This window comes from Streptomyces sp. NPDC014734 (assembly GCF_043083325.1).
GTDB lineage: Bacteria > Actinomycetota > Actinomycetes > Streptomycetales > Streptomycetaceae > Streptomyces.
On record NZ_JBIBYN010000003.1, the window covers coordinates 411085 to 432539 of the forward strand.

Genomic DNA, 21455 nt, shown 5'->3' on the forward strand with positions numbered 1-21455 from the left:
ACCGGGATGGTGCCGCGCCCGGTCGGGCGCGGCGGAGGGGACCGTACGGTTCAGTGGTCGACGGCCGACACCAACTGGTCGATGCGGCAGTCGAGTTCCACGGCCGTGGGGTGGTTGAACACCTCGCCGATCGAGATCTCCACACCGAACTCCGCCTCGACCCGGGAGACCAGTCGCATCGCCTGGAGGGACTGGCCGCCCAGGTCGAAGAAGTTGTCGTCGACGCCGATCGACGGCACGCCCAGCACCCCGGCGAAGACGCGGCAGAGGCGCCGAAGCCGCTCACCACCCGCCCCGCCGTCCCCCTCACCGCCCGTCGGCCCGTCACCGGACGAGGCGCCGGGAGGGGGGACGGTGGCCGGGGCGGGCTCGGGCAGCGCGGACCGGTCGAGCTTGCCGTTGGGGGTCAGCGGCAGCTCGGGCAGCTCCACGAGGACGTCCGGGACCATGTACTCGGGAAGGATCTCGCCCAGCGCCGCGCGCAGGGCGCGCACGTCGCAGCCCGGGGTGCGTGCGACGACATAGCCGGTCAGCCGCTTGTCCCCGGGGCGGGGTTCACGGACGACGGCCGCGGCGTGGGCCACCTCGGGCAGCGCGGCGAGCGCGTGCTCCACCGCGGCCGGTTCCACCCGGTAGCCCCGGATCTTTACCTGGTCCCCGGCGCGCCCGGCGAATTCGAGGAGCCCGGCGGCGTTGCGCCGCATGAGGTCGCCGGTGCGGTACAGGCGGTCGTGCGGGCCGCCCGCGGGATCGGCGACGAAACGTCCCGCGTTCAGATCCGGGCGGCCGTAGTAGCCCGCGGCCAGCCGGTCGCCGCCGATGCAGAGCTCGCCCACCTCGCCGTCGTCCACCGGCAGCAGCCGTTCGTCGAGCAGGCGGGCGTCCACACCGTCGAGGGGCAGGCCGACGGGGACGCCCTGGGCCAGATCGTCGGCACAGGTCAGGGCCGCCTGGGCGGCGAACGAGGAGACCTCCGTCGCCCCGTACATGGCACGCACCACCAGACCCGGGCAGGCGTCGAGCACCCGCAGGACCGCGGTCGGGGCGATCACGTCGCCGCCGGTGAGCACTTCGGACAGGGAGGCGAAGCTCTCCGGGGCCTCCTCCGCGAAGACCCGGAACAGACCCGCCGTCAGATGGACGGCCGTGATCCCCTCCCGGACGAACAGGTCGCGCAGCGTGCGCAGGTCGAGGCCGCCGGGCGGGGCGACGACAAGATGACCGCCGCGCAGCAGCGGCACCCACAGTTCGTACGTCGACACCCCGAAGGCGTACGGCGCCACCGACAGGACGCGCCGGTGCCCCCCGCCGTCCCAGCAGGAGTCGGCGGCCAGGCCCAGCACACCGTTGTGCGTGACCGCGACGCCCTTGGGTTCCCCGGTGGAGCCCGACGTGTGGATGACGTGGACGATCGCGTCGCCGTCGACGGTCACCCCCGGGTCGCCGTCCGGCAGCGAGCCTGGCGCCCCGTCGCGGGCCGGTTCCAGCGTCCTCGTCCCCAGCGCCTCGGCCCGCTCGCGCATCACGGCGTCGGTGAGCACCAGGGGGCCGCCCGCGCTCCGGACGATCAGGCGCATCTGCTCCGGCGGATACGCGGCGTGCAGCGGCAGATAACAGGCGCCCGCCTTCACGACGGCGAGGATCGACACGACGACGTCCACCGAACGTTCCATCAGGATCGCGACGGGTTCCTGCGGACGGACGCCCAGGGCGAGCAGCCGGTGAGCCAGCCGGTTGGCCCGTGCGTCGAGCTGCCGGTAGGTGAGAGACACCCCGCCCGACGACAGCGCGACGGCGTCGGGCGTGCGGCGCGCCACCTCGGCGAAGCGCTGCTGCACCGAGGTGGCGACCTCGGATTTCGTGGAGACCATCGCGTCAGTCCAATCCGCTCAGCCGTGGCCGCGTGCGCGGGCGAGAGCCCGGGCGCGGCGCACCCTCCGGTCCTGCGTCACGTTCACAGAGGCCGGACGGGCGCCGCATCTCCTGGATTGCCGTGCGGGGGAGCGGACAGCCGTGACCTGGGCCCCGGGCGCGGGGCCCGGGGACGCCCGCTTCGAGATCGGCAAGTCGGGGCGCGTCCGGTCGTCGTGCTCCGACGGCCGGCGGGATGCCTCCTGTTCGGTGAACCGTGCGCCGCGGGGGAGACGGGGAGCCGGCCGAGACCCGCGAGTCCGTCCAGCCCCCGTCACCTCGGGGGGTCGGGAGCAGGGGGCGTCGGCCGAAATCACAAAATAAATTTTGCAAAAATACTTTTGGAAAGACTCCGGGTGTCCTAACCTCCCGTCATGGTCAGTGAAGAACACAGACGCGTACTCGATCCCGAGCGGGACGCCGCCGCCCTGAAGGCCCTCACGCACCCGCTGCGCATCCAACTGCTCGGTCTGCTGCGGCAGGACGGCCCGGCCACCGCGAGCGAACTGGCGGTCAGGACCGGGGAGTCGTCCGCCTCCACCAGCTATCACCTGAGGGTGCTGGCGAAGTACGCGTTCGTCGTCGAGGCCGAGCACCGTGACGGGCGGGAGCGCCGCTGGCAGGCCGTGCACGCCGTGACCTCCTGGAGCAACGAGGCGATGGAGGCCTCACCGGGCAGTCACGCCTACGTCGGTCTGTCGCGCAGGGTCCAGATCGAGCACCTGGAGGCATCTCTCGCCCGGCACGAGGCCGATGTCGCCGAGGGCCGGCTGGGACAGGAGTGGGTGGGGCCCTCGGGGATCAGTGACCTGTTGCCCCGTATGACCCCCGAGTCGCTCACCGAACTCTGGGAGGCGTTCGACCGGAAGCTGGAGGAACTGACCGCCCGCGATGCGCACGATCCGCGCGCCGCGCAGGTCGTACTCCTCACCGCCGGCCTGCCCCTCGCGCCGCGCGGCCACGGCACGGAGCCGGACACGTCTTCCCCCGCGGCGCCGGATGCCGAGGACGCGTCATGACGGAGCCACTGGGCATACGCACCGCACGCCGCCGATACGTCACGATCTGTGTCCTGTTCTGGCTGCCGCTGGGGCTGGCCATCGCTCCCCAGATCCTCCTGTTCACCGAGCGGGGCATGGCCATGACGGCCATCGCGGGTTTCTTCGCCGCGCATTCCCTCACCGCCGCCGCACTGGAACTGCCCACCGGAGGACTGTCCGACGTCCTGGGACGCCGTGCCGTCCTGGCCGCCGCCGGCCTGCTGAACCTCGTCGCCCTGATCCTCGTGGGCCTGGGCACGGCTCCCTGGCTGCTCGGCCTCGGCATGGCCCTGGTGGGCGCGGGCCGTGCCCTGTCCAGCGGACCTGCCGAAGCCTGGTACGTCGACACCGTCCAGGCACACTGCGGTCCCGACGCGGACCTGCGCACCGGGCTGGCCCGCGGTTCCTCCGGGACCTCCGCCGCGCTCGCCACCGGCACCCTGCTCGGTGGTGTCCTTCCCTGGCTGCTCGGACGCGGACCCGACGCCGGTGCCCGGCTGAGCGAGGCGACGTCCGGGCTGGTGGTGCCCCTCTCCGTCCCGATGTTGCTGGGCGCGGCGGTCGAGGCCGCCTTCGTGCTGTACGTCCTGACCGTTCTGCGGGAGCCGCCCCGGCCGACAACCACCGTGCACGACGTACTCCGAGGCATCCCGGCCACCGTCGTGAGCGGACTGCGGTTGGGTTCCCGCGACGCGCTGGTGCGCCGGGTGCTCCTCAACGCAGGGGCCGCGGGCAGCGTCTTCGCCGTGATCGAACTGCTCACACCGGGCCGCGCCGCGGCCCTCACGGGCGCATCGGAGTCGGGGGCGGTGCTCTTCGCCGTACTCGCCTGCGCCGGATTCGTCTGCGCGGGTCTCGGCAGCCACCTCGCACCGCTGACCGCCCGGCTCGCGGGCAGTTCCGAACGCGCGGTCATGGTGAGTCTCGGCGCGAGCACGAGCGGCATGGTCCTGCTCGGCGCCACCGCGGCGTTCCCGGGAACGGGCTCCCTGGTCCTCGCGACCGTCGGCTACGCCTTGGTCTACCTCGGATTCGGCGCGGCGGGACCGAGCGAGAACGATCTCCTGCACCGCCGTGTCGCCAGTGCGGGCCGGGCCACGGCACTGTCCGTCCAGTCCCTCGCCCTGCAACTGGTGGCGGCCCTCACCGGCTTGGTCATCGGAGTCCTTCCGGAAGGCCCGCCGCCCTGGCTGCTGGGAGGCGTCGTACTGCTCGCCGCGGCAGTCCAGTGGAGACGGCGCGGCGGTCCCACGCCCCCGGCTCCGGCGGCGACGCACCGGCCGCACGCCGTGTCGTCCGTTCCGGGCATCGTGCCCCCGGTCCCCGCGGAACACCGCTGACGCGACAGCGGTGGAAAACAGGTGCTCCTGCCGCGCGACATCCCGCCGTCTCACGTAGTCAAGAGAGGTATGCACGGGGATCACGGAACGAGACGACAGACGGGGGCCGAGTGAAATCAGCACAGGAGGATCAGTACCTGGAGTTCGTGGCCGCGAGGGCGAAGGCGCTGTACCGCTCGGCGTACGTCCTCGCGGCCGGCGACACACATCTCGCCGAGGACCTGGTCCAGGAAACCCTCAGCCGGGTGTACGTGCACTGGAAGCGGGTGGCCCGAGCGGACAGCCCGGCGGCCTACGCCCAGACGATTCTGGTCCGCACCTCCCTCACCCTGCGGCGTCGGCGGAGCACCGGCGAGCGCCCCATCGGGAACATGCCCGACAGCGCGGCGGCGGGCCCGGATGCCGCCCTGCGGCTCACCCTGCTGGACGCACTCGGTCAACTGCCGCCCCGGGACCGGGCGGTGCTGCTGCTGCGCTACTGGGAGGACCGCAGCATCGAGGAGACCGCCCGGATGCTCAAGCTGAGCAGCAGCGCGGTCCGCTCCCAGGGCACCCGGGCCCTCAACAGGGTGCGCGCGTCGCTCGGCGACAGCCTGTCCGATCTGGTCGCGCACTGAACACGGTGCACACAGGCCGGCCCCGCCGCGAAATCCCTATCAGCGACAGAAAAGGTGACACCAGCATGCCGTTCGAAGCAGACCTCGCACGCGCCCTGGACCGTACGACCGACGCCCTCGAACCCGATCTCACCACGCTCACGGGCGGAGCCGTCGAGCGCGGACGGAGCCGCAGCCGGCGTCGGCGCAGCGCCGGTGCCGTCGCCGGGGTCGGCGCCTGCGCCGCGATCGCGGCGGCCGGCCTGGTGCTCCCCGGCGTACTCGCCGGGGCTCGCTCCGCGGGATCCGACATGGAAACGGTGGCGCTGGCGATGCCTCGTTCCGCGATCAGCGGCACCCAGATGATCGACGCTGTGAGGAAGACGTTTCCCGGGAGCCGGTTCGGCCAGGAGAAAGGACAGGGCAACGACCCCTCGAACCCGTCCGGCGGGTGGGTCGCCAACGGCGGAATGGACGTCAACGACGGGCACGGTGCCGCCAACGTCGGTGTCTCGGCCCTGCGGCTCAAGCTGCCGCTCAGCGACGGCGAAGGGCTGAACTGCGACCATACGGCCGGGCGCGCCGAGGCCGGCGACACCTGCGAGCTGAGCGAGCTGCCGAGCAGCGCCGCGCTTCCCGGCGGAGCCCTGGTGATGTCGGAGAAGATCGCGGACAGGCAGCCGATGGGCGCCGACCCCGTCCCCGACTCCGACATCGCTCACCGCTGGACGACGACGGTGACCCTGAAGTCGACCGGCGCCCAGCTTCAGATGGTCCAGTGGAACACCGCGGGCGACCTCAGTGGGAAAAACAGCCCGAAGCCGACCCGTGACGCTCCCCCGCTCTCCCAGGAGCAGGCGGTGGCCGCACTCACCGGTCCCACCTGGGCGCCGATCCTCGGTGCCGTCGGCTGATCCGGGCCCGGCGGGCGTGCGTAGCCGCTCTTGGTGAAGCCGTGAAGCCGTGAAGCCGCGCCGCGCCGCGCGGGTCGGGCCGGACCGCGGGCGCATGAACAAGCGGTGCGCCGACCGCGGTTGTGCGCGCCGTCGTGTCAGATCCCCAGGAACTCCCGTACCTCCGCCACGAATCGCCCGGGTTCCGTGCGGTGGATCAGGTGCCCGGTCTCGATGGTGACCATCCGTCCCCGGGGAACCCGGCGCACCAGTTCGGCGATGCCCGCCTGGGGGACGGGGCTGCCGCCGCCGCCCGCCAGCGCGAGGGTGGGGGCGGTGATGGTGCCGAGGCGTTCCAGCCATTCCGGTTCGGGAGTGTCGATTTGTCGTCGTACGGCGGGCACCAGGTCCCAGTCGAAGGACAGCTCCCCGTCCGGACGGACCGCGGCCGACGGCTTCCGGGGCAGCGGTGCGGGGACGTCCTCCAGGACGAGCCGGTCCACCCGGCGGCCGTCCGCCTGGGCCACCAGGTAGGCGACGGCACCGCCCATCGAGTGCCCGACCAGGTCCACCCGGTCCAGGCCCAGCGCGTCCAGGAAGCCCGACACGTCGTCGCGCATCAGCGTCAGCGAGTACGCGCCCGGCCAGTCGCTGCGCCCGTGTCCGCGGAGGTCGAGGGCGTGGACCCGGCGGCCCGTGGCGAGCGCGGGAGCCACCTCATCCCAGTCCCCGGCGGTCTCGCCCATGGCGTGGAGCAGGACGAGCGGCGGGGCGTCCCGCGGGCCGGAGACCCGGTAGGCGAGGCGGACGCCGGAGACGTCGACCGAGCGGTGATCAACCATGCACACAACCTAACCGACGCGCCGCCGGCCGCCCGCCCCCGTGTGCCCGGCCGGCGAACGGTCCCCGGACGACCCCACGAACGGCCCCGCGGGCCTTTCGAGAGGGCCCGAGATTGCCGCCTCGCGGGCGGTGCCGCACCCCCGCGCATGTATGGCTCGCAGGCCCCCGGCACTGCTCCCGTGCAGGTCAAAAGCGTACGGGCCGACCGCAGTTGATCACTTCCATGACAATTCGGTAACCGGTGGATCAGTGAAGCAACTGACGTTACGGTGAAGGAGACCTGTGGGTATGGGCGTTCGAGGGGGGTTCGCTGTGCGTACGCGGAACACACGCACAGCACAGCTCTTTTCGGCCACGTATCCACGTCTCCGTGTTCCCCGGGGCGGTCAGGCACACCCCACGTGATCCCCCCTCGATGCCCGGACTCCATTCCGCTGTGGCATCTATTTCGCCGTGTTCACGATCGGAGCATCTGCGATGAGCAATCCCTTCGAATCCCGTGAAAGACGTTTTGCAGTACTGCAGAATGAGGAGGCGTACCACTCGCTGTGGCCGGCGGCCATGGAGGCGCCCGCCGGGTGGCGCATCGTTCTTGAGGAGTCCTCGCGCCAAGCGTGCCTGGACTACGTGACAGAAAGAGGGACGGACCTCCGTCCTGCCCACCTGGCCGCCACGACCGCGTGACCGAGCTGCTGGCCCCGTCCGTCCAGAGGGTCCGGACCCTGTTGGCGGACGACGACCCCATCTCCCGTGACATCGTCCAGCTCGCGCTGCGCAGCGACGAACGACTCCACCTCGTGGCGGGCATCGACAGCCGCCGACCGCTCTCGGAATGGCCCCTGGGCCAGGTCGAGGTCGTCGTGCTCGGCCTCAGCCACGGTGACGTCCTGCTCAGCACGCTGCGGGATCTCGCCGCCCGCGGGATCAAGTCCGTTGTGGTGGGCCTGGACTGGAGCCGCCGGGTCCTCGACAACGTCCTGGCGGCGGGGGCCTCGGGCTGCCTGGTGAAGGACGCCAGGCTCGACGGGGTCGTGAGCGGGGTGCGCGCGGTGGCGGCGGGCAACCGCGTCCTGTCGCCCTGTCTCCTGGAGCTCTACGCGCCGCGCCATGCCCGCGACGGCCGCGTCGACGACCTGGTGGCCCGCCTCACCCTGCGCGAGCGGGAGATCCTGAACCTGATCGGCGAGGGGCTGTCCACGTCCGAGGTCGCCGCGGCCTGCGGAGTGTCCAGTGCGACCATCAAGAGCCATGTCTCGCACGCCCTCACCAAACTGCGGGCGCGCAGCAGGCTGGAAGCCGTACTGATGCTGAAGAGGCAGTAGCCTCCGCAACCCGGTCCGTCGGCGGCCCCGGAGCCGCCGACGGATCCCGGTCCTACACCGTCGCGGGCCGCCCGTCCGGCAGTTCGCGCTCGCCCGCCAGTTCGCGGGCCAGCCGCTCCTGGACCAGCGACAGGTCCTCGCAGTCGACACCCTCGCGTTCGCTGATGTGCGTGCGGTACAGCTGGTCGAACCGCTCCTCGTCCACGTCGACCGCTATCTGTTCCAGCATGTGCCGCAGTATGCCGCGGCCGGAGTGCCGTCCGATGAGCAGCGAGCGGCTGCGGCCGAACCGGGACGGCTCGACGAACTCGTACGTGGTCGGATTGCTCAGCATCCCCTTCTGGTGGATGCCCGCCGTGGTGCCGAACACGTACGTACCGAAGATCGGCTTGTTGCGGGGCTCGCCGAGGCGGATGATCCGGCGCAGCGTCTCGTACGCGTCGTACATGAGCGACAGGTCGACGCCGGTGCTCAGCCCGTACTCCGCGGTCTTGTACGCGAGGACGGCGGCCAGTTCCTCCAGCGGGGTGTTGCCGCCGCGCTCGCCGATGCCGCCCAGCGTCACCTGGACCTCGTCGGCGCCCGCCCGCAGCGCCGCGAGCGCGTTCGCCAGCGACAGGCCGAAGTCGTTGTGGCAGTGCGTCGAGATCCGTACGGACGGCGGCACCCAGGACCGGACCTTGGCGATCAGCGCGCCGTACTCCTCGGGCACGGCGCAGCCCGTGGTGTCGGCGAGGATCACGCAGTCCGCGCCCGCCTGGACGGCGCTGTCGCACAGCGCGTGCACCAGGTCGTCCGCGCCCCGGCTGGCGTCCTCGATGCCCACCGACACGTGGCTCACCCCCAGCGACCGGGCGAAGGCCACGCTGTCGGTGATCTCGTCGATGGACTGTTGGCGGGTGATGCCCCGTTTGTGCGTCAGATGGATGTCGCTGCCGGTGGCCACGAGCTGCACCTCGTGGTTGTCGGTGCCGGCCGCCTCCACGGCGGTCTCGATGTCGCTGCGCATCGTCCGGGAGAACGTCGCCAGCCGGGCCCGCCTGAGTTCCTGGGCGATCAGCCGGGTCGCCTCGAAGTCGCGGGGCGAGGAAGCGGGGAACGCGGCCTCCACCACGTCGACGCCGAGATCCTCGATGCGCCGGGCCATCTCCACCTTGTCGTCCGGCTGCATCGCGTTGCCGGGCGCCTGCTCCCCGTCCCGCAGCGTGGTGTCGACCACGGCGATCCGCCGGGTCTGTGCCGGTGCTGTCATGGGTCCCTCCGTCAGTCAGTGGTCGGTCCGAGTCAGTGGTCGCTCCGGCCGCCCGCTCAGTCGCCGACCCGGCCGGGCACCGCGCCCGCCCAGTTGCCGGCGAACCGTTCCGCCCTCGCCTCGTCGCGGAAGGCGTACGTCTTCAGCAGCCAGCGCTCGCGGGCCCGGTCGTGGTCGTTGACCTCGATGCGTTCCCGGTTGTGCAGGCCGTCCTGGTTGGCGAAGGTGAACAGGTCGCCGGTGCGGATGCGGTGCCGGGTGCGTTCGGCGCGGGCGAGCGAGTTCTTCAGGGCGATCAGCGCGTCCTTCGCCTCGTCCGGGCTGCCGGCGGCGACCGTGGTGTGGGTGTCCAGGTACCGGAAGCTGTACGCGTTCTCCAGGATCGGGTGGTGCCCGGACTGGGTCAGACCCTGGTTCGCGTCCTTGGAGACGACGTCGAAGGGGGTGACGAAGTACGGCTCGCGCAGCACCTCCTGCTCGACTTCCGTGAGCCGGGCCAGCAGCTCGCGCCCCGACACGAAGCCGGTGTAGACGAGGTCGCCCTCCGGGCAGCGCATGCCGAGCAGGGTGATGAAGTCCGCCCGCACCCGGTGCGCGGTGCGGTCGTTGTGGAAGACCAGCTCGCCCTCGGTGAAGCCGGTCTGCTGACCGGCGTACTGGTCGTGCGCGATGACGTCGGTGAAGAAGTCCCCGTTGAAGCGGGTCGCGTACGCCAGCAGAGGAGCGCCGGTGAGCTGTGAGAACAGCGTGTGCAGGGCTTCGGCGACGAAGGTGGTCTTGCGCGCGTACTTTTCGGCGAGCGGGTCCGCGTTGCCCAGCAGCGGGATCTCGTCGTCCAGCGGGCAGTTGCGCAGGACGTGGACGTCGACCCCGTCGCGCCGGTCGGCCCGGATGCGGTCGCACACCTCGGTGAGGAAGGACGGCACGGAGCCGGAGGCGACGAGGTCCGCCACCGCCTGGGCGAAGGCGGGGTAGTCCCGGTAGGGATTGCCCCGGACCGTCGTGAGGACGGAGTGCAGGGAGCGCCGTTCTGCTTCGGTGAGTTCGTGGGTGAGGTGCATGCCGATCGGTTCCTGACGGATGGGCCGACGTTCAGGCCGGCGAGGGGACGACGGTGAGGAGGAAGGCGGCGAGGCGTGCCAGGATCTCCCTGAGCGCCTCCGGGGGATTGGTGAGCGACAGGCGTACGTGCCCCTCGCCGCCGGGGCCGAACGCCGAGCCCGGGGTGACCGCCACGGCGGCCTCGGACAGCAGCCGTGAGGCGAAGGCGGTGTCGGTGAGGCCGGTGGCCCGGATGTCGGCGAGGACGTAGAACGTGCCGGACGGCGGCCTGGCGCGCACCCCGGGCAGGGCGTTCAGCCCCGCCACGAGCAGCCGGGCCCGGTCGGCGTAGGCGTCCGCCATGGCCCGCAGCGACTCCTGCGGTCCGGTGAGCGCGGCCAGCCCGCCGCTCTGCACGAACGACCCCGCGCAGGCCACCGTGTGCTGGTGGACGGCGAGCATCGCGGCGACGAGGTCGGGCGGACCGGCCGCCCAGCCGAGCCGCCAGCCCGGCATCGCGTACGCCTTGGAGAAGCCGTTGACGGTCACGGTGCGGTCCGCGCAGCGCGGGCGGGCCGCGATGCTGAGGTGCCGGGCACCGTCCAGGACCAGCTTCTCGTAGATCTCGTCGGTGACGATCAGCAGGTCGTGGTCGAGGGCGAGCTTCTCCAGGTCCGCCGCTTCCCGGGGGGTGAGCATGCGGCCGGTCGGGTTGTTGGGGGTGTTGAGCACCAGGGCCCTGGTGCGGGGTGTGACGTGCTCCTCCAGGCGCGAGAGGTCCAGTGCGAAGCCGTCGTCGGCGGACAGGGGAACGCTCACCGGGACCGCGCCCGCCAGCCGTGCCATCGCCCGGTAGCTCACCCAGCTGGGCGTCGGCACCAGGAGTTCGTCGCCCGGATCGAGGAGAGCCATGAAGGCGGCGAAGAGAGCGTGCTTGGAGGACGGGGTGACCAGGACGCCGGTGTTCGCGTCGACGGCGACGCCGTTGTCCCGCAGCAGTTTCGCGGCGATCGCCGTACGCAGCTCGGGCAGCCCCCGGCTGGCCGTGTAGTGGGTGAACCCGTCGGCCATCGCGCGGGTGGCGGCCTCGGTGACATGGGCGGGCGTGTCGAAGTCGGGGTCGCCGCCGCCCGCATCCAGGACGTCGACGCCCTGCGCGCGCAACTCCTTGACCCGGTCGTTCAGCCGGACGGTCACCGACTCGGTGACCGTGGCGCAGCGCGCCGCGATCCGGCCGCTCATGCGGGGGTGGACACCGGCAGGCCGGACCTGCGGCGTCGCTCGTAGGCGGCGATGGCGTCCTCGTGCCGGAGCGTCGCCGCGATCTGGTCGAGCCCTTCGAGCATGCGGGCCCGGGTGTCCTCGTCCAGGGCGAACCCGGCCTCCAGCCCTTCGGCGCGGACCGTCCTCGCACGCAGGTCGACGGTGATCGCGGTGTCCGGCTCGGCCTCGATCCGCTGCCACAGCTCGTCGACCGTCGCGTGCGGCAGGGTCACCGTGAGCAGCCCCGCCATCAGGGAGTTGGCCCGGAAGATGTCCGCGAAGCTCGGGGTGATCACCACCTTGAACCCGTAGTCCTGAAGCGCCCACACGGCGTACTCGCGGGACGATCCGGTGCCGAACATCTCTCCGGCGACGAGGATGGAACCGCCTCGGTGGGCGGGCTGGTTGAGGACGAAGTCGGGATCCTTGCGCCAGTCGCCGAACAGGCCGTCCTCGAAGCCGTTGCGCCGGTGGGTGGCACAGAACCGGCCCGGGATGATCTGGTCGGTGTCGACGTCGCGCCGTCGCAGCGGCACGGCGGTCCCGGTGTGGACGGTGAACTTCTCCATGCGGGTGACTCCTCGCTCACAGATCGGCCGGTGCGGCGAGCCGCCCGGTGACGGCGGTCGCGGCGGCGACCGGGGGCGACACGAGATGGGTCCTGGCCCCGGGCCCCTGGCGGCCCTCGAAGTTGCGGTTGCTGGTGGAGGCGGAGCGGGTGCCCGCGCTGAGCCGGTCCTCGCCCAGCGACACGCACATCGAACAGCCCGCGGCCGCGCGGAACTCGGCCCCCGCCCGCAGGAAGACCTGGTCGAGCCCCTCGTCGACGGCCTGCGCCCGGACCCGCATCGAGCCGGGCACCACCACCATGCGCACCCCGTCGGCCAGCTTCCGCCCGTCGAGCACCTCGGCGGCGGCCCGGAGGTCCTCGATGCGGCCGTTGGTGCACGAGCCGAGGAAGACCAGGTCGATGGGGACGTCCCGGAGCGCGGTACCGGGCCGCAGGTCCATGTAGTCCAGGGCGCGGTGCGCGGCGGCGCGCAGCACGGCGTCCTCGAACTCCTCCGGCGCGGGCACCCGCCCGTCCAGCGGGACGCTCTGCCCCGGGTTGGTGCCCCAGGACACGTACGGGGTCAACTCGCCCGCGTCGGCGGTGATCTCCTTGTCGAAGACCGCGTCGTCGTCGGAGCGCAGCGACAGCCAGTACGCGCGCTCCTCGGCCGAGGGGTGGTCCAGGTAGTCCAGGGTGGTGCGGTCCGCGGCGATGATCCCGGCGGCGGATCCCATCTCGACCGTCATGTTGCACAGGGTCATCCGGGCTTCCATCGACATGTGCGCGATGGCCTCGCCCCGGTACTCCACGATGTGGTCCTGGCCCGCCTGGGTGCCGTACCGGGCGATCAGCGACAGCACGAGGTCCTTGGCGGTCACCCCGGCGGGCAGCCGCCCCTCGACGGTGACCCGCATGTCGCGGGGACGCCGCTTGGGCAGCGTCTGCGTGGCGAGGACGTGCTCGACCTGGCTGGTGCCGATGCCGAAGGACAGGGCGCCGAAAGCGCCGAGCGTGGTGGTGTGCGAGTCGCAGCACACGATCGTCATCCCCGGCTGGACCAGGCCCAGTTCGGGGGCGATGACCGCGTAGATGCCCTGTCCGGGCCGGCCGAGCCGGTGGAAGGGGATGCCGAACTCCGCGGAGTTGCTGCCCATCAGCCTGCGCTGGGCGCGCCTGCCCTCGTCCGGGTCCGGCCGGTCCACCGCGATCGTCGGCGTGCTGTGGTCCTCGGTGGCGACGGTCAGGTCCGGCCTGCGCACGGTCCTTCCCGCGGCGCGCAGCCCGTCGAACGCCTGCGGGGTGTTGACCTCGTGCAGGAGCTGCATGTCGATGTAGAGGAGATCCTCGCCGCCTGTGCCGCGCCGCACGAGGTGGGACTGCCAGATCTTCTCCGCGAGGGTCGTTCCCGCCATACCTAGTGGCCTTTCGCCGCAGGAGGGGAGTGAGGCGTACGGGAGCCGCCGCGCCCCGGGGAGCGGCGGGCCCTTCTTCGCTGAGCCCATGGGAGCACGCACGGCGCGCGCCGCACAGTCGACCGCGGTGGGTGTACTCCTCCGCCTTTTCCGGTGCCTCCACCTTTGATGGAGCCGATCCCCCTCCAACGAGCGAAGACGACGCCCGGCGATCTTGCCATGCTCGCGGTCACGCCCCCGCTGGAGAGCGGTCACAGTCCCCGCGAGAGAGCGGCCACGTCCCCCGCAAGTGATCCGAAAGGCCACCGGTGGAGCCGACAGAATCCGATTCCGTTGCCCCGACGTCCCTGCTCGAAGGCTTCCTTGCCTCCGTGCGGCGCTTCCCCGAGCACACCGCCGTACGGTCCGCCGGCCAGTCCCTCAGCTACCGCGAGCTCGACCGGGCGGCGCACGCCCTCGCCGCCCGGATGACGGGCGGCGAGGGCCCGGTCGTCGTGTACCTGGGCCGCGGCGCGGAGATGATCGTCGCGGCCGTCGCCGCGCTGAGGGCGGGTGCGTCGTACGTTCCCGTGGACCCGGCGACGCCCCGGACCCGGGTCGAGCTGATCCTGAAGGAGGCGGGGGCCCGGCTCGCCGTCACCTCGCGGGAGCTGGCCGACGACCTCGCGGGCATGCTGCCGGTGCTGCTCACCGACTCCGGCGCAGGACCGGCGGACGAGGCCGCCGCCCACGAGGACGACGCCGCCCCCGTGCCGCCGACGGACCCCTCTTCCTGCGCGTACACCATCTTCACCTCGGGAACCACCGGCCGCCCCAAGGGAGTCGAGGTCTCGCACCGCAACGTGCTCGACCTGATCGAGTCGACCCGGCCGCTCTTCGACTACGGCAGCGACGACGTGTGGTCGCTGTTCCACTCCTTCGCCTTCGACTTCTCCGTGTGGGAGATGTGGGGGCCGCTGCTCACCGGCGGCAGTACCGTCGTCGTGCCCGACGAGGCGACGAGGGACCCGGCCGCACTGCGTGCGCTGCTGCGCGACGAGGGCGTCACAGTGCTGAGCCAGACGCCCAGCGCGTTCGGCGCGCTCGCGGAGGAGGAGACGCGCCACCCGGAGCGGTTGCCGCTGAAGTGGGTGGTGTTCGGCGGGGAGGCGCTGCGCTTCGCCGACCTGGCGTCCTGGATGGACAAGTACGGGGACGACGCGCCCGGGTTGGTCAACATGTACGGGATCACGGAGATCACCGTGCACGCGACCTACCGGCGGCTCACCCGCGCCGACCTGGACGAACGGGCGAGCCTGATCGGCATGCCGCTGCCCGGCTCCGGCATCGTCCTGGTCGGCCAGGACCTCGTCCCGGTGCCCGACGGCAGCGCGGGCGAGATGGTCGTCACCGGGCCCGGCGTCGCACTCGGCTACCGGGGACGGCGCGAACTCACCGCCGAACGCTTCGTCCTGCTGCCTTCGGGGGAACGCGGCTACCGCTCCGGCGACCTCGCCCGCCGCCGCCCCGACGGCGACCTCGAATACCTCGGACGCGCCGACGACCAGGTGAAACTGCGCGGCTTCCGCATCGAGCCCGGCGAGATCGAGGCGGCGCTGCTGCGCCACCCCGGCGTCCGGGCCGCCACCGTCGTGCTGCGCCCGCTGCCCACCGGCGAGCCAGGCCTGGTCGGCTACGTCGTGGGCGACGCCGACGCGGACGCACTGCGCGCGCACGCCGCCGCCGCGCTGCCCGACTACATGGTGCCCGCCGCGTTCGTCGCCCTTGACGCGCTGCCGCGCACCGCCAACGGCAAACTCGACCGGGCCGCACTCCCGCAGCCGCAGGCCGCCCCCGCACGCGGGCGCGGCCCGGCGACCCTGCGCGAGGAACTGCTCTGCGAACTCTTCGCGCAGGTGCTGGGCAGGCCACAGGTCGGCGCGGACGAGGACTTCTTCGCCCTGGGCGGCCACTCCCTGGCCGCGATCAGGCTCGTCAACCGGGTCCGCTCCGTGCTCGGCGCGGAGGCCGGACTCCAGGACCTGTTCGACGCCGCCACCCCGGCCGCGTTCGCCGGGCGGCTCTCCGCCCCCGCCACCGGGCCCGCGCTCACTCCGCGCGAGCGGCCCGAGGAGATCCCCCTCTCGCACGCCCAGCGCCGCCTGTGGTTCCTGCATCGCATCCACGGCGGCTCCGCCGCCTACCACGTGCCCTACGCCCTGCGCCTCACCGGAACCCTCGACGTCGCCGCACTGCGCGCGGCGCTCGACGACCTGGTCGCCCGGCACGAAACCCTGCGCACCGTCTACCCCGAGCGCGACGGCGTGCCCTTCCAGCGGGTCCTGCCGGACGCCCGGCCCGAACCCGCCGTCGTCGGAGTGGCCCGCGAGGACCTGGAGGAACGCCTGCGCGAGGCGGTCGCCCGTCCCTTCGACCTCGCCGCCGACCTCCCGCTGCGCGCCACCCTCCTGCGCGTCGACGACGACGAGAGCGTCCTGCTCGTGGTGGTCCACCACATCGCCGCCGACGGGTGGTCCATGACCCCCCTCTTCCAGGACCTCGCCGCGGCCTACACCGCGCGTACGGCGGGCGGTCCGCCCGCCTGGGAGCCGCTGCCGGTGCAGTACGCCGACTACACCCTGTGGCAGTCGGAGCTGCTCGGCGACCTTGAGGACCCGGACGGACTCGTCGCCCGCCAGAGCGCGTTCTGGGCCGAGGCCCTGCACGACGCGCCCGCGGAACTCGCCCTGCCCACCGACCGCAGCCGCCCCGCCACCACCCGCTTCCGGGGAGGCCGGGTGCCCCTGCGCGTCGACGCGGCCCTGCACGCGCGTCTCGCCGCCTTCGCCCGCGAACAGGGCGCCACGGCCGCGATGGTCCTCCAGGCGGCGGTGGCCGGACTGCTCACCCGCATGGGGGCGGGCACCGACCTGCCGCTCGGCGTGCCCATCGCGGGCCGCAACGACGAAGCACTGCACCCCCTCGTCGGCTTCTTCGTCAACACCCTCGTCACCCGCACCGACACCTCGGGGGACCCCAGCTTCGTCCGCCTGCTGGCCCGGGTCAGGAAGGCCGGACTCGCCGCATACGAGCACCAGGACCTGCCCTTCGAGCGCCTGGTGGAGATTCTCAACCCGGAACGCTCCTCGGCCCGCCACCCCCTCACCCAGGTCGTCGTCGGCGTGCAGCCCGCCATCGCCGCGGACCTGACCATGCCCGGCCTCGACGTGGCGGCGCGGCCGGTCGGCGACCCCACCGCCAAGTTCGACCTGTCGCTGAGCTTCGAGGAGCACCGGAGCGCGGACGGCGCTGCCGCCGGCCTCGACGGCACCGTCGTCTACAGCACCGACCTCTTCGACCACGCCACCGTGGAGAACCTGGTGGAGCGCCTCGCGCACTTCCTCCGGGCCGTCGCCGACGACCCCGCCGCCCCGCTCAGCCGTATCGACATCCTGGGCGACGAGGAACGACACCGGCTCCTCGTCGAGTGGAACGACACCGCGGCGCCGCCCGTCGAGAGCCCCACCGTCGCCGCCCTCTTCGAGAAGCAGGCCGACCGGGGCCCCGACCGGCTCGCCCTGGTCCAGGGCGCGACCCGCTGGACGTACCGGGAACTCGACGAGCGTGCCAACCGGATCGCGCACGTGCTGCGCTCCCTGGGTGTCGGCGTGGAGGACATGGTCGGACTGTGCCTGCCGCGCGGACCCGAGTTCGTCGCCGCGGTCCTCGGCGTTTGGAAGGCGGGGGCCGCCTACACGCCCCTGGAGCCCGGCCACCCCGCCGAACGCCGCGTGTACATGCTGACCGACAGCGCGGCCGGGGTGCTGCTCACCTCCGGGGACCTCGCGGCGGACATGGAACTGCCCCCGGACGTCCACCGGGTGGCGCTGGACGCCGACGCACGGCTGTCACGAGCTCCCGTCACCCGGCCGCCCCTGACCACCACCGGCCGCAACCTCGCGTACGCCGTCTACACCTCCGGCTCCACCGGCGCGCCCAAGTGTGTCCTGCTGGAGCACCGCGGCGTCGTCGGACGGCTGCGGGACGTGGCCGAACGCTTCGAGCTGACCCCCGACGACATCAACCTCCAGGTGATCTCCCTCGGTTTCGAGGTCCCCGTCCGGGAGTTCTTCGGTCCGCTGTCCGTCGGAGCCGCCGTCGCCCTGCTGCCGCCGGACGGCGAGCGCGACCCGGCCGCCGTCGTCAGGACCATCCGCGAGACGGGGGCGACCGTCGCCATCTGCGTCGTCCACTCGCTCCTGGAGGCGCTCCTCGCCTACGACGCGAACCCCGCGGACCTCGCCACGCTGCGCCTGGTGGGCACCGGCGGCGAGATCCTGCGCCCGGCCGAGGCCGATACCCTGATGAACGTCTGGGGCTGCCGGGTCGTCAACCAGTACGGCCCCACCGAGACGACGATGATGGCCTGCCTGCACACCGTGCGGCCCGAGGACCTCACCGGGCGCATCCCGGTCGGCCGCCCCCTCGCCGACACCCGGGTGTACGTGCTCGACGACACCCTGAGCCCGGTGCCCGTGGGCACCCCCGGCGAGGTCTACCTGGCGGGCTCCGGGCTGGGGCGCGGCTACCTCAACCAACCGGCCCTCACCGCCTCCCGGTTCGTTGCCAACCCCTTCGGCGCGCCCGGCGAACGCATGTACCGCAGCGGTGACACCGCCCGGTGGCGGGCCGACGGCAACCTGGAGTTCGTCGGCCGCACCGACGACCAGGTCAAGATCCGCGGCTTCCGGATCGAACTCGGCGAGATCGAGGCCGTGCTCGCCGCGCACCCCCAGGTCGCGGCCACCACCGTCCTCGCCAGGGAGGACCGGCCCGGCGACAAACGCCTCGCCGCCTACGTGGTCCCCGCCGCGGCGGGGACCCCCGACCCGGCCGCCCTGCGCGACCACCTCGCACAGCGGCTGCCCTCGCACATGATCCCGCCGACGTTCACCGTCCTGGACGCGCTCCCGCTGCGGCTCAACGGCAAGGTCAACCGCGATCTGCTGCCCGTCCCCGACGCCCCGGACACAGGCTCCGGCGCACCGCGCAACCCGCGCGAGGACATCCTGTGCCAGCTCTTCGCGGAGGTGCTGGGCCTGCCCGAAGTAGGCGTCGACGACGACTTCTTCCACCTGGGCGGCCACTCCCTGCTCGCCGCCCGGCTCATCAGCCGCATCCGTACGGCGCTCGGCGTGGAGCCTTCGATGAGCGCCCTGTTCGCGGCCCCCACTCCCGCCGCGCTCGCCCGCGGCCTCGACGCCGGGAACAGCGGCGACTCCCTGGAAGTCATGCTGCCGCTGCGCCCCCGGGGCGACCGCGAGGCGGTGTTCTGCATCCACCCCGGCGGCGGACTGAGCTGGAGCTACGTCGGACTGCTGCGCCATCTCCCGCCGCAGTTCCCGCTCTACGGCGTCCAGGCGCACGGACTGCGCTGCCCGGACGAGATGCCCGCGACGATCGAGGAGATGGCGACCGACTACATCGAGCGGATCGAGAAGGTCCAGCCCGAAGGCCCCTACCACCTGCTGGGCTGGTCCCTCGGCGGCATGGTCGCCTACGAGATGGCCGTCCAGTGGCGGGCCCGCGGGGCCCGGACCGGGATGCTCGCCCTCCTCGACTGCTACCCGGGAATGCCCGACCACTTCCGGGTGGACGACGCGACCATGCTGCGCTCCCTGCTGGACCCCGAGAACCCCGACGCCGTCCCGGAGGAGGGCTCCGCCGAACTCGGCAAGGCGCTGGAGATCGTCAAGAAGGACACCGGCGCGCTCACCAGCCTGACCGAGCCGCAGATCGTGGCCCTGCTGAAGACCATGGCGCACAACCGGAAGATCGTCCGCGCCTACGAACCGACCTGGTTCGACGGCGACGTGCTGTTCTTCCTCGCCACGCAGAACCGCGTCGAGGACGCCCCGACCGCCGAGGTCTGGCGGGAACACGTGGGCGGCGCCCTCGTGTCCCACCCGGTCGAGGCGGCGCACATCACCATGGCCAACCCCGAGCCGCTCGCCGAGATCGGCCGCATTGTGGCGAGCGACCTGGAGGAACGATGAAATCCGATCTGCTGATCCTGAAGGACCGGTCCGTCCTGGCCCTGCTCACCGCACGGTCCGTCTCCCTGCTGGGCAACGCGATCATGCCGATCGCGCTGGCCTTCGCGATCCTGGACATGCCCGGGGGCTCCGCGACCGTACTCGGTCTGGTGCTCGCGACCCGCATGGTGACCCAACTGCTGTTCGTCCTGCTCGGCGGGGTCTTCGCCGACCGGCTGCCCAAGCAGCGCCTGATGATCGGTGCGGACGTCGCGGCGGGGGCCGTCCAGGCGGTGGCGGCCCTGCTGATCATCGGGGGGTCGGCGTCGCCCGTTGCGCTCGCCGGTCTCGCCGCGCTGAGCGGCGCGGCGGCCGCCCTGTTCGAACCCGCGTCCCGGTCCGTGATGCCGGCGCTGGTCGACGGTGACTCCCTCCAGTCCGCGAACGCCCTGCTGAAGCTGTCCATGCGCGGCGGCAGCATCCTCGGCGCGGCTCTCGGCGGCATCCTCGTCGCCGTCATGGGCGCCGGACACACGCTCCTCGTGGACGCCGGGACGTTCTTCGTGTCGGCCCTGCTCCTTACCCTGGTGCGCACCGTCGCACCGGTCGCCAAGGGGCCCGCCAAGACGATGCTGACGGCGCTGCGCGAAGGCTGGCAGGAGTTCACCGCCCGGCAGTGGGTGTGGGTGATGGTCACCCAGATGGCCGTCGTCAACGTCCTGCTGGCCGGATCCTTCTACGTCCTGGGGCCGGTCGTCGCCAAGCAGACGTACGGCGGAGCCACCGGCTGGAGCACCGTCCTCACCGTCCAGGCGATCGGCTTCGTGGCGGGCACCCTGGTCGCCATGCGCATCCGGCCCGCCCGGCCCATCCGGGTGGCCGCCCTGGCCACGGCGGGCTTCCCGCTCTCCCTGTTCCTGCTGGCCGCCCAGGCCCCGCTGGCCGCGGTGTGCGTGGCCGCCTTCGCCTCCGCGATCTTCATCGACGTCTACGAGGTCATGCTCGACACGACCCTCCAGAAGAACATCCCGCCCGAGGCGCTGTCCCGCGTCATGTCCTACGAAGCCCTGGGCACCTTCGCCCTGGTACCCCTCGGCAGTGCCATCGCCGGCCCCGTCTCCCACGGACTGGGCGTCGGCCCCACCCTGGCCTGGGCCGGAGCCCTCATCGTCGCGGCGGGCGTCGTGACCTTCCTGCTGCCCTCGATCCGTGCGGTGCCGCCGGTCAGGCCCGAGGAACTGGAGGAAGCGCGATGACCGGTTTCACCCACTGGCTGCTGCGCCGCCCCGCCGACGAGGCGAAGGCCCGTGTGTTCTGCTTCCCCTACTCGGGGGTCGGCGCGTCCATGTTCAACCGGTGGCCGCGCTGGCTGGACGGCGACGTGGAGGTGTGCCCCATCCAGTTCCCGGCCCGCGAGAACCGCATCCGGGAGCCGCACTTCGGCACGTACCAGGCGCTGTCGGAGGACATCGCCGAGGCGCTGGCGCCCCACCTCGACCGGCCGTACACCTTCTTCGGCCACTGCGCGGGCGCGCTGCCCGCCTACGAGACGGCGCTGCGCCTGGCCGAGTCGGGGCACCCGGAACCCGCCCGGCTCGTCGTCTCCGCGCAGGCCCCGCCGCACCACTGCCCGCACGACCGGTTCCTGGACCTCGACGACGCGCAACTGGGCGCGGAACTCGGCGCGATCGCGGTGGCACGCGGCGGCGAGGCGCACCCGCTGCTGATCGAGCTGACCCTCTCCGTCCTGCACCAGGATCTGGAGGCCAACCGCGTCTACACCCGGCCGCGCACATCGCTGCCGGGCCCCGTCAGCGTCGTGAACTGGTCGGCCGACCCCGAAGTCGACCTCGCACTGCTCGACGACTGGCGCGGCTACGCCGACGACGTGCAGTTCCACGAACTGCCCGGCGAGCACTACACCTTCCTCACCGCCCCACCGGAACTCCTCACGCTCCTGCGGAAGGGCTGACAC

General features: G+C 72.4%; 16 protein-coding genes. 9 read left to right on the forward strand and 7 right to left on the reverse strand.

From position 1 onward, the window contains the following. Positions 1-50: 50 nt before the first annotated feature. A complete protein-coding gene (locus ACF1CT_RS08260; protein ID WP_391782959.1) occupies positions 51-1871 on the reverse strand; it encodes a non-ribosomal peptide synthetase in 1821 nt (606 codons plus the stop codon). 414 nt (positions 1872-2285) lie between these two features. On the opposite strand from ACF1CT_RS08260, the gene ACF1CT_RS08265 reads away from it, so the two are divergent. The 4 genes from ACF1CT_RS08265 (at position 2286) to ACF1CT_RS08280 (ending at position 5801) form a co-directional block, all read left to right on the forward strand. Further along, positions 2286-2930, forward strand: coding sequence for an ArsR/SmtB family transcription factor (locus ACF1CT_RS08265; protein WP_391782960.1), 645 nt, complete (start codon positions 2286-2288; stop codon positions 2928-2930). Next, complete coding sequence (locus ACF1CT_RS08270) at positions 2927-4291, forward strand: MFS transporter (protein WP_391782961.1); 1365 nt, start codon at positions 2927-2929, stop codon at positions 4289-4291. The genes ACF1CT_RS08265 and ACF1CT_RS08270 overlap by 4 nt, the downstream gene beginning before the upstream one ends. A 110-nt stretch (positions 4292-4401) precedes the next feature. Next, positions 4402-4908: a SigE family RNA polymerase sigma factor gene (locus ACF1CT_RS08275; protein ID WP_391782962.1), complete on the forward strand. Its 507-nt coding sequence runs from the start codon at positions 4402-4404 to the stop codon at positions 4906-4908. 65 nt (positions 4909-4973) lie between these two features. Then, on the forward strand, positions 4974-5801 hold the full coding sequence (locus ACF1CT_RS08280; RefSeq protein ID WP_391782963.1) for a hypothetical protein: 828 nt from the start codon (positions 4974-4976) through the stop codon (positions 5799-5801). A 137-nt stretch (positions 5802-5938) separates the two neighbouring features. Here the strand turns inward: ACF1CT_RS08280 and ACF1CT_RS08285 are convergent, their stop codons facing one another. After that, positions 5939-6622, reverse strand: coding sequence for an alpha/beta fold hydrolase (locus ACF1CT_RS08285; RefSeq protein ID WP_391782964.1), 684 nt, complete (start codon positions 6620-6622; stop codon positions 5939-5941). Positions 6623-7100: 478 nt separating this feature from the next. Here ACF1CT_RS08285 and ACF1CT_RS08290 point away from each other — a divergent pair, with 478 nt between their 5' ends. Continuing rightward, the gene (locus tag ACF1CT_RS08290; protein WP_391782965.1) at positions 7101-7307 is read left to right on the forward strand and encodes an MbtH family protein; all 207 of its coding nucleotides are present in this window, start codon (positions 7101-7103) and stop codon (positions 7305-7307) included. Continuing rightward, the gene (locus ACF1CT_RS08295) at positions 7304-7945 is read left to right on the forward strand and encodes a LuxR C-terminal-related transcriptional regulator (RefSeq protein WP_391782966.1); all 642 of its coding nucleotides are present in this window, start codon (positions 7304-7306) and stop codon (positions 7943-7945) included. The genes ACF1CT_RS08290 and ACF1CT_RS08295 overlap by 4 nt, the downstream gene beginning before the upstream one ends. A gap of 52 nt (positions 7946-7997) precedes the next feature. Here the strand turns inward: ACF1CT_RS08295 and ACF1CT_RS08300 are convergent, their stop codons facing one another. Genes ACF1CT_RS08300 through leuC form a run of 5 tightly spaced genes read right to left on the reverse strand, consistent with a single transcriptional unit; the run spans position 7998 to position 13466 of the window. Continuing rightward, the gene (locus ACF1CT_RS08300; protein ID WP_391782967.1) at positions 7998-9197 is read right to left on the reverse strand and encodes a LeuA family protein; all 1200 of its coding nucleotides are present in this window, start codon (positions 9195-9197) and stop codon (positions 7998-8000) included. A 56-nt stretch (positions 9198-9253) separates the two neighbouring features. Continuing rightward, positions 9254-10258 (reverse strand): TauD/TfdA family dioxygenase, encoded by a 1005-nt coding sequence (locus ACF1CT_RS08305; RefSeq protein WP_391782968.1) that lies wholly within the window; start codon positions 10256-10258, stop codon positions 9254-9256. Between the two features lie 31 nt (positions 10259-10289). After that, positions 10290-11480 (reverse strand): pyridoxal phosphate-dependent aminotransferase, encoded by a 1191-nt coding sequence (locus ACF1CT_RS08310; protein WP_391782969.1) that lies wholly within the window; start codon positions 11478-11480, stop codon positions 10290-10292. Then, positions 11477-12070, reverse strand: a complete 594-nt coding sequence (leuD, locus tag ACF1CT_RS08315) for a 3-isopropylmalate dehydratase small subunit (protein WP_391782970.1) — start codon at positions 12068-12070, stop codon at positions 11477-11479. The genes ACF1CT_RS08310 and leuD overlap by 4 nt, the downstream gene beginning before the upstream one ends. A 16-nt stretch (positions 12071-12086) precedes the next feature. After that, positions 12087-13466, reverse strand: coding sequence for a 3-isopropylmalate dehydratase large subunit (leuC, locus tag ACF1CT_RS08320; protein WP_391782971.1), 1380 nt, complete (start codon positions 13464-13466; stop codon positions 12087-12089). 308 nt (positions 13467-13774) lie between these two features. Here leuC and ACF1CT_RS08325 point away from each other — a divergent pair, with 308 nt between their 5' ends. The 3 genes from ACF1CT_RS08325 to ACF1CT_RS08335 are packed head-to-tail and all read left to right on the forward strand — an operon-like array spanning position 13775 to position 21452. After that, on the forward strand, positions 13775-19501 hold the full coding sequence (locus ACF1CT_RS08325) for an amino acid adenylation domain-containing protein (protein WP_391782972.1): 5727 nt from the start codon (positions 13775-13777) through the stop codon (positions 19499-19501). Then, the gene (locus ACF1CT_RS08330) at positions 19498-20736 is read left to right on the forward strand and encodes an MFS transporter (protein ID WP_391782973.1); all 1239 of its coding nucleotides are present in this window, start codon (positions 19498-19500) and stop codon (positions 20734-20736) included. The genes ACF1CT_RS08325 and ACF1CT_RS08330 overlap by 4 nt, the downstream gene beginning before the upstream one ends. Next, positions 20733-21452: a thioesterase II family protein gene (locus ACF1CT_RS08335; RefSeq protein ID WP_391782974.1), complete on the forward strand. Its 720-nt coding sequence runs from the start codon at positions 20733-20735 to the stop codon at positions 21450-21452. The genes ACF1CT_RS08330 and ACF1CT_RS08335 overlap by 4 nt, the downstream gene beginning before the upstream one ends. Positions 21453-21455 lie beyond the last annotated feature (3 nt).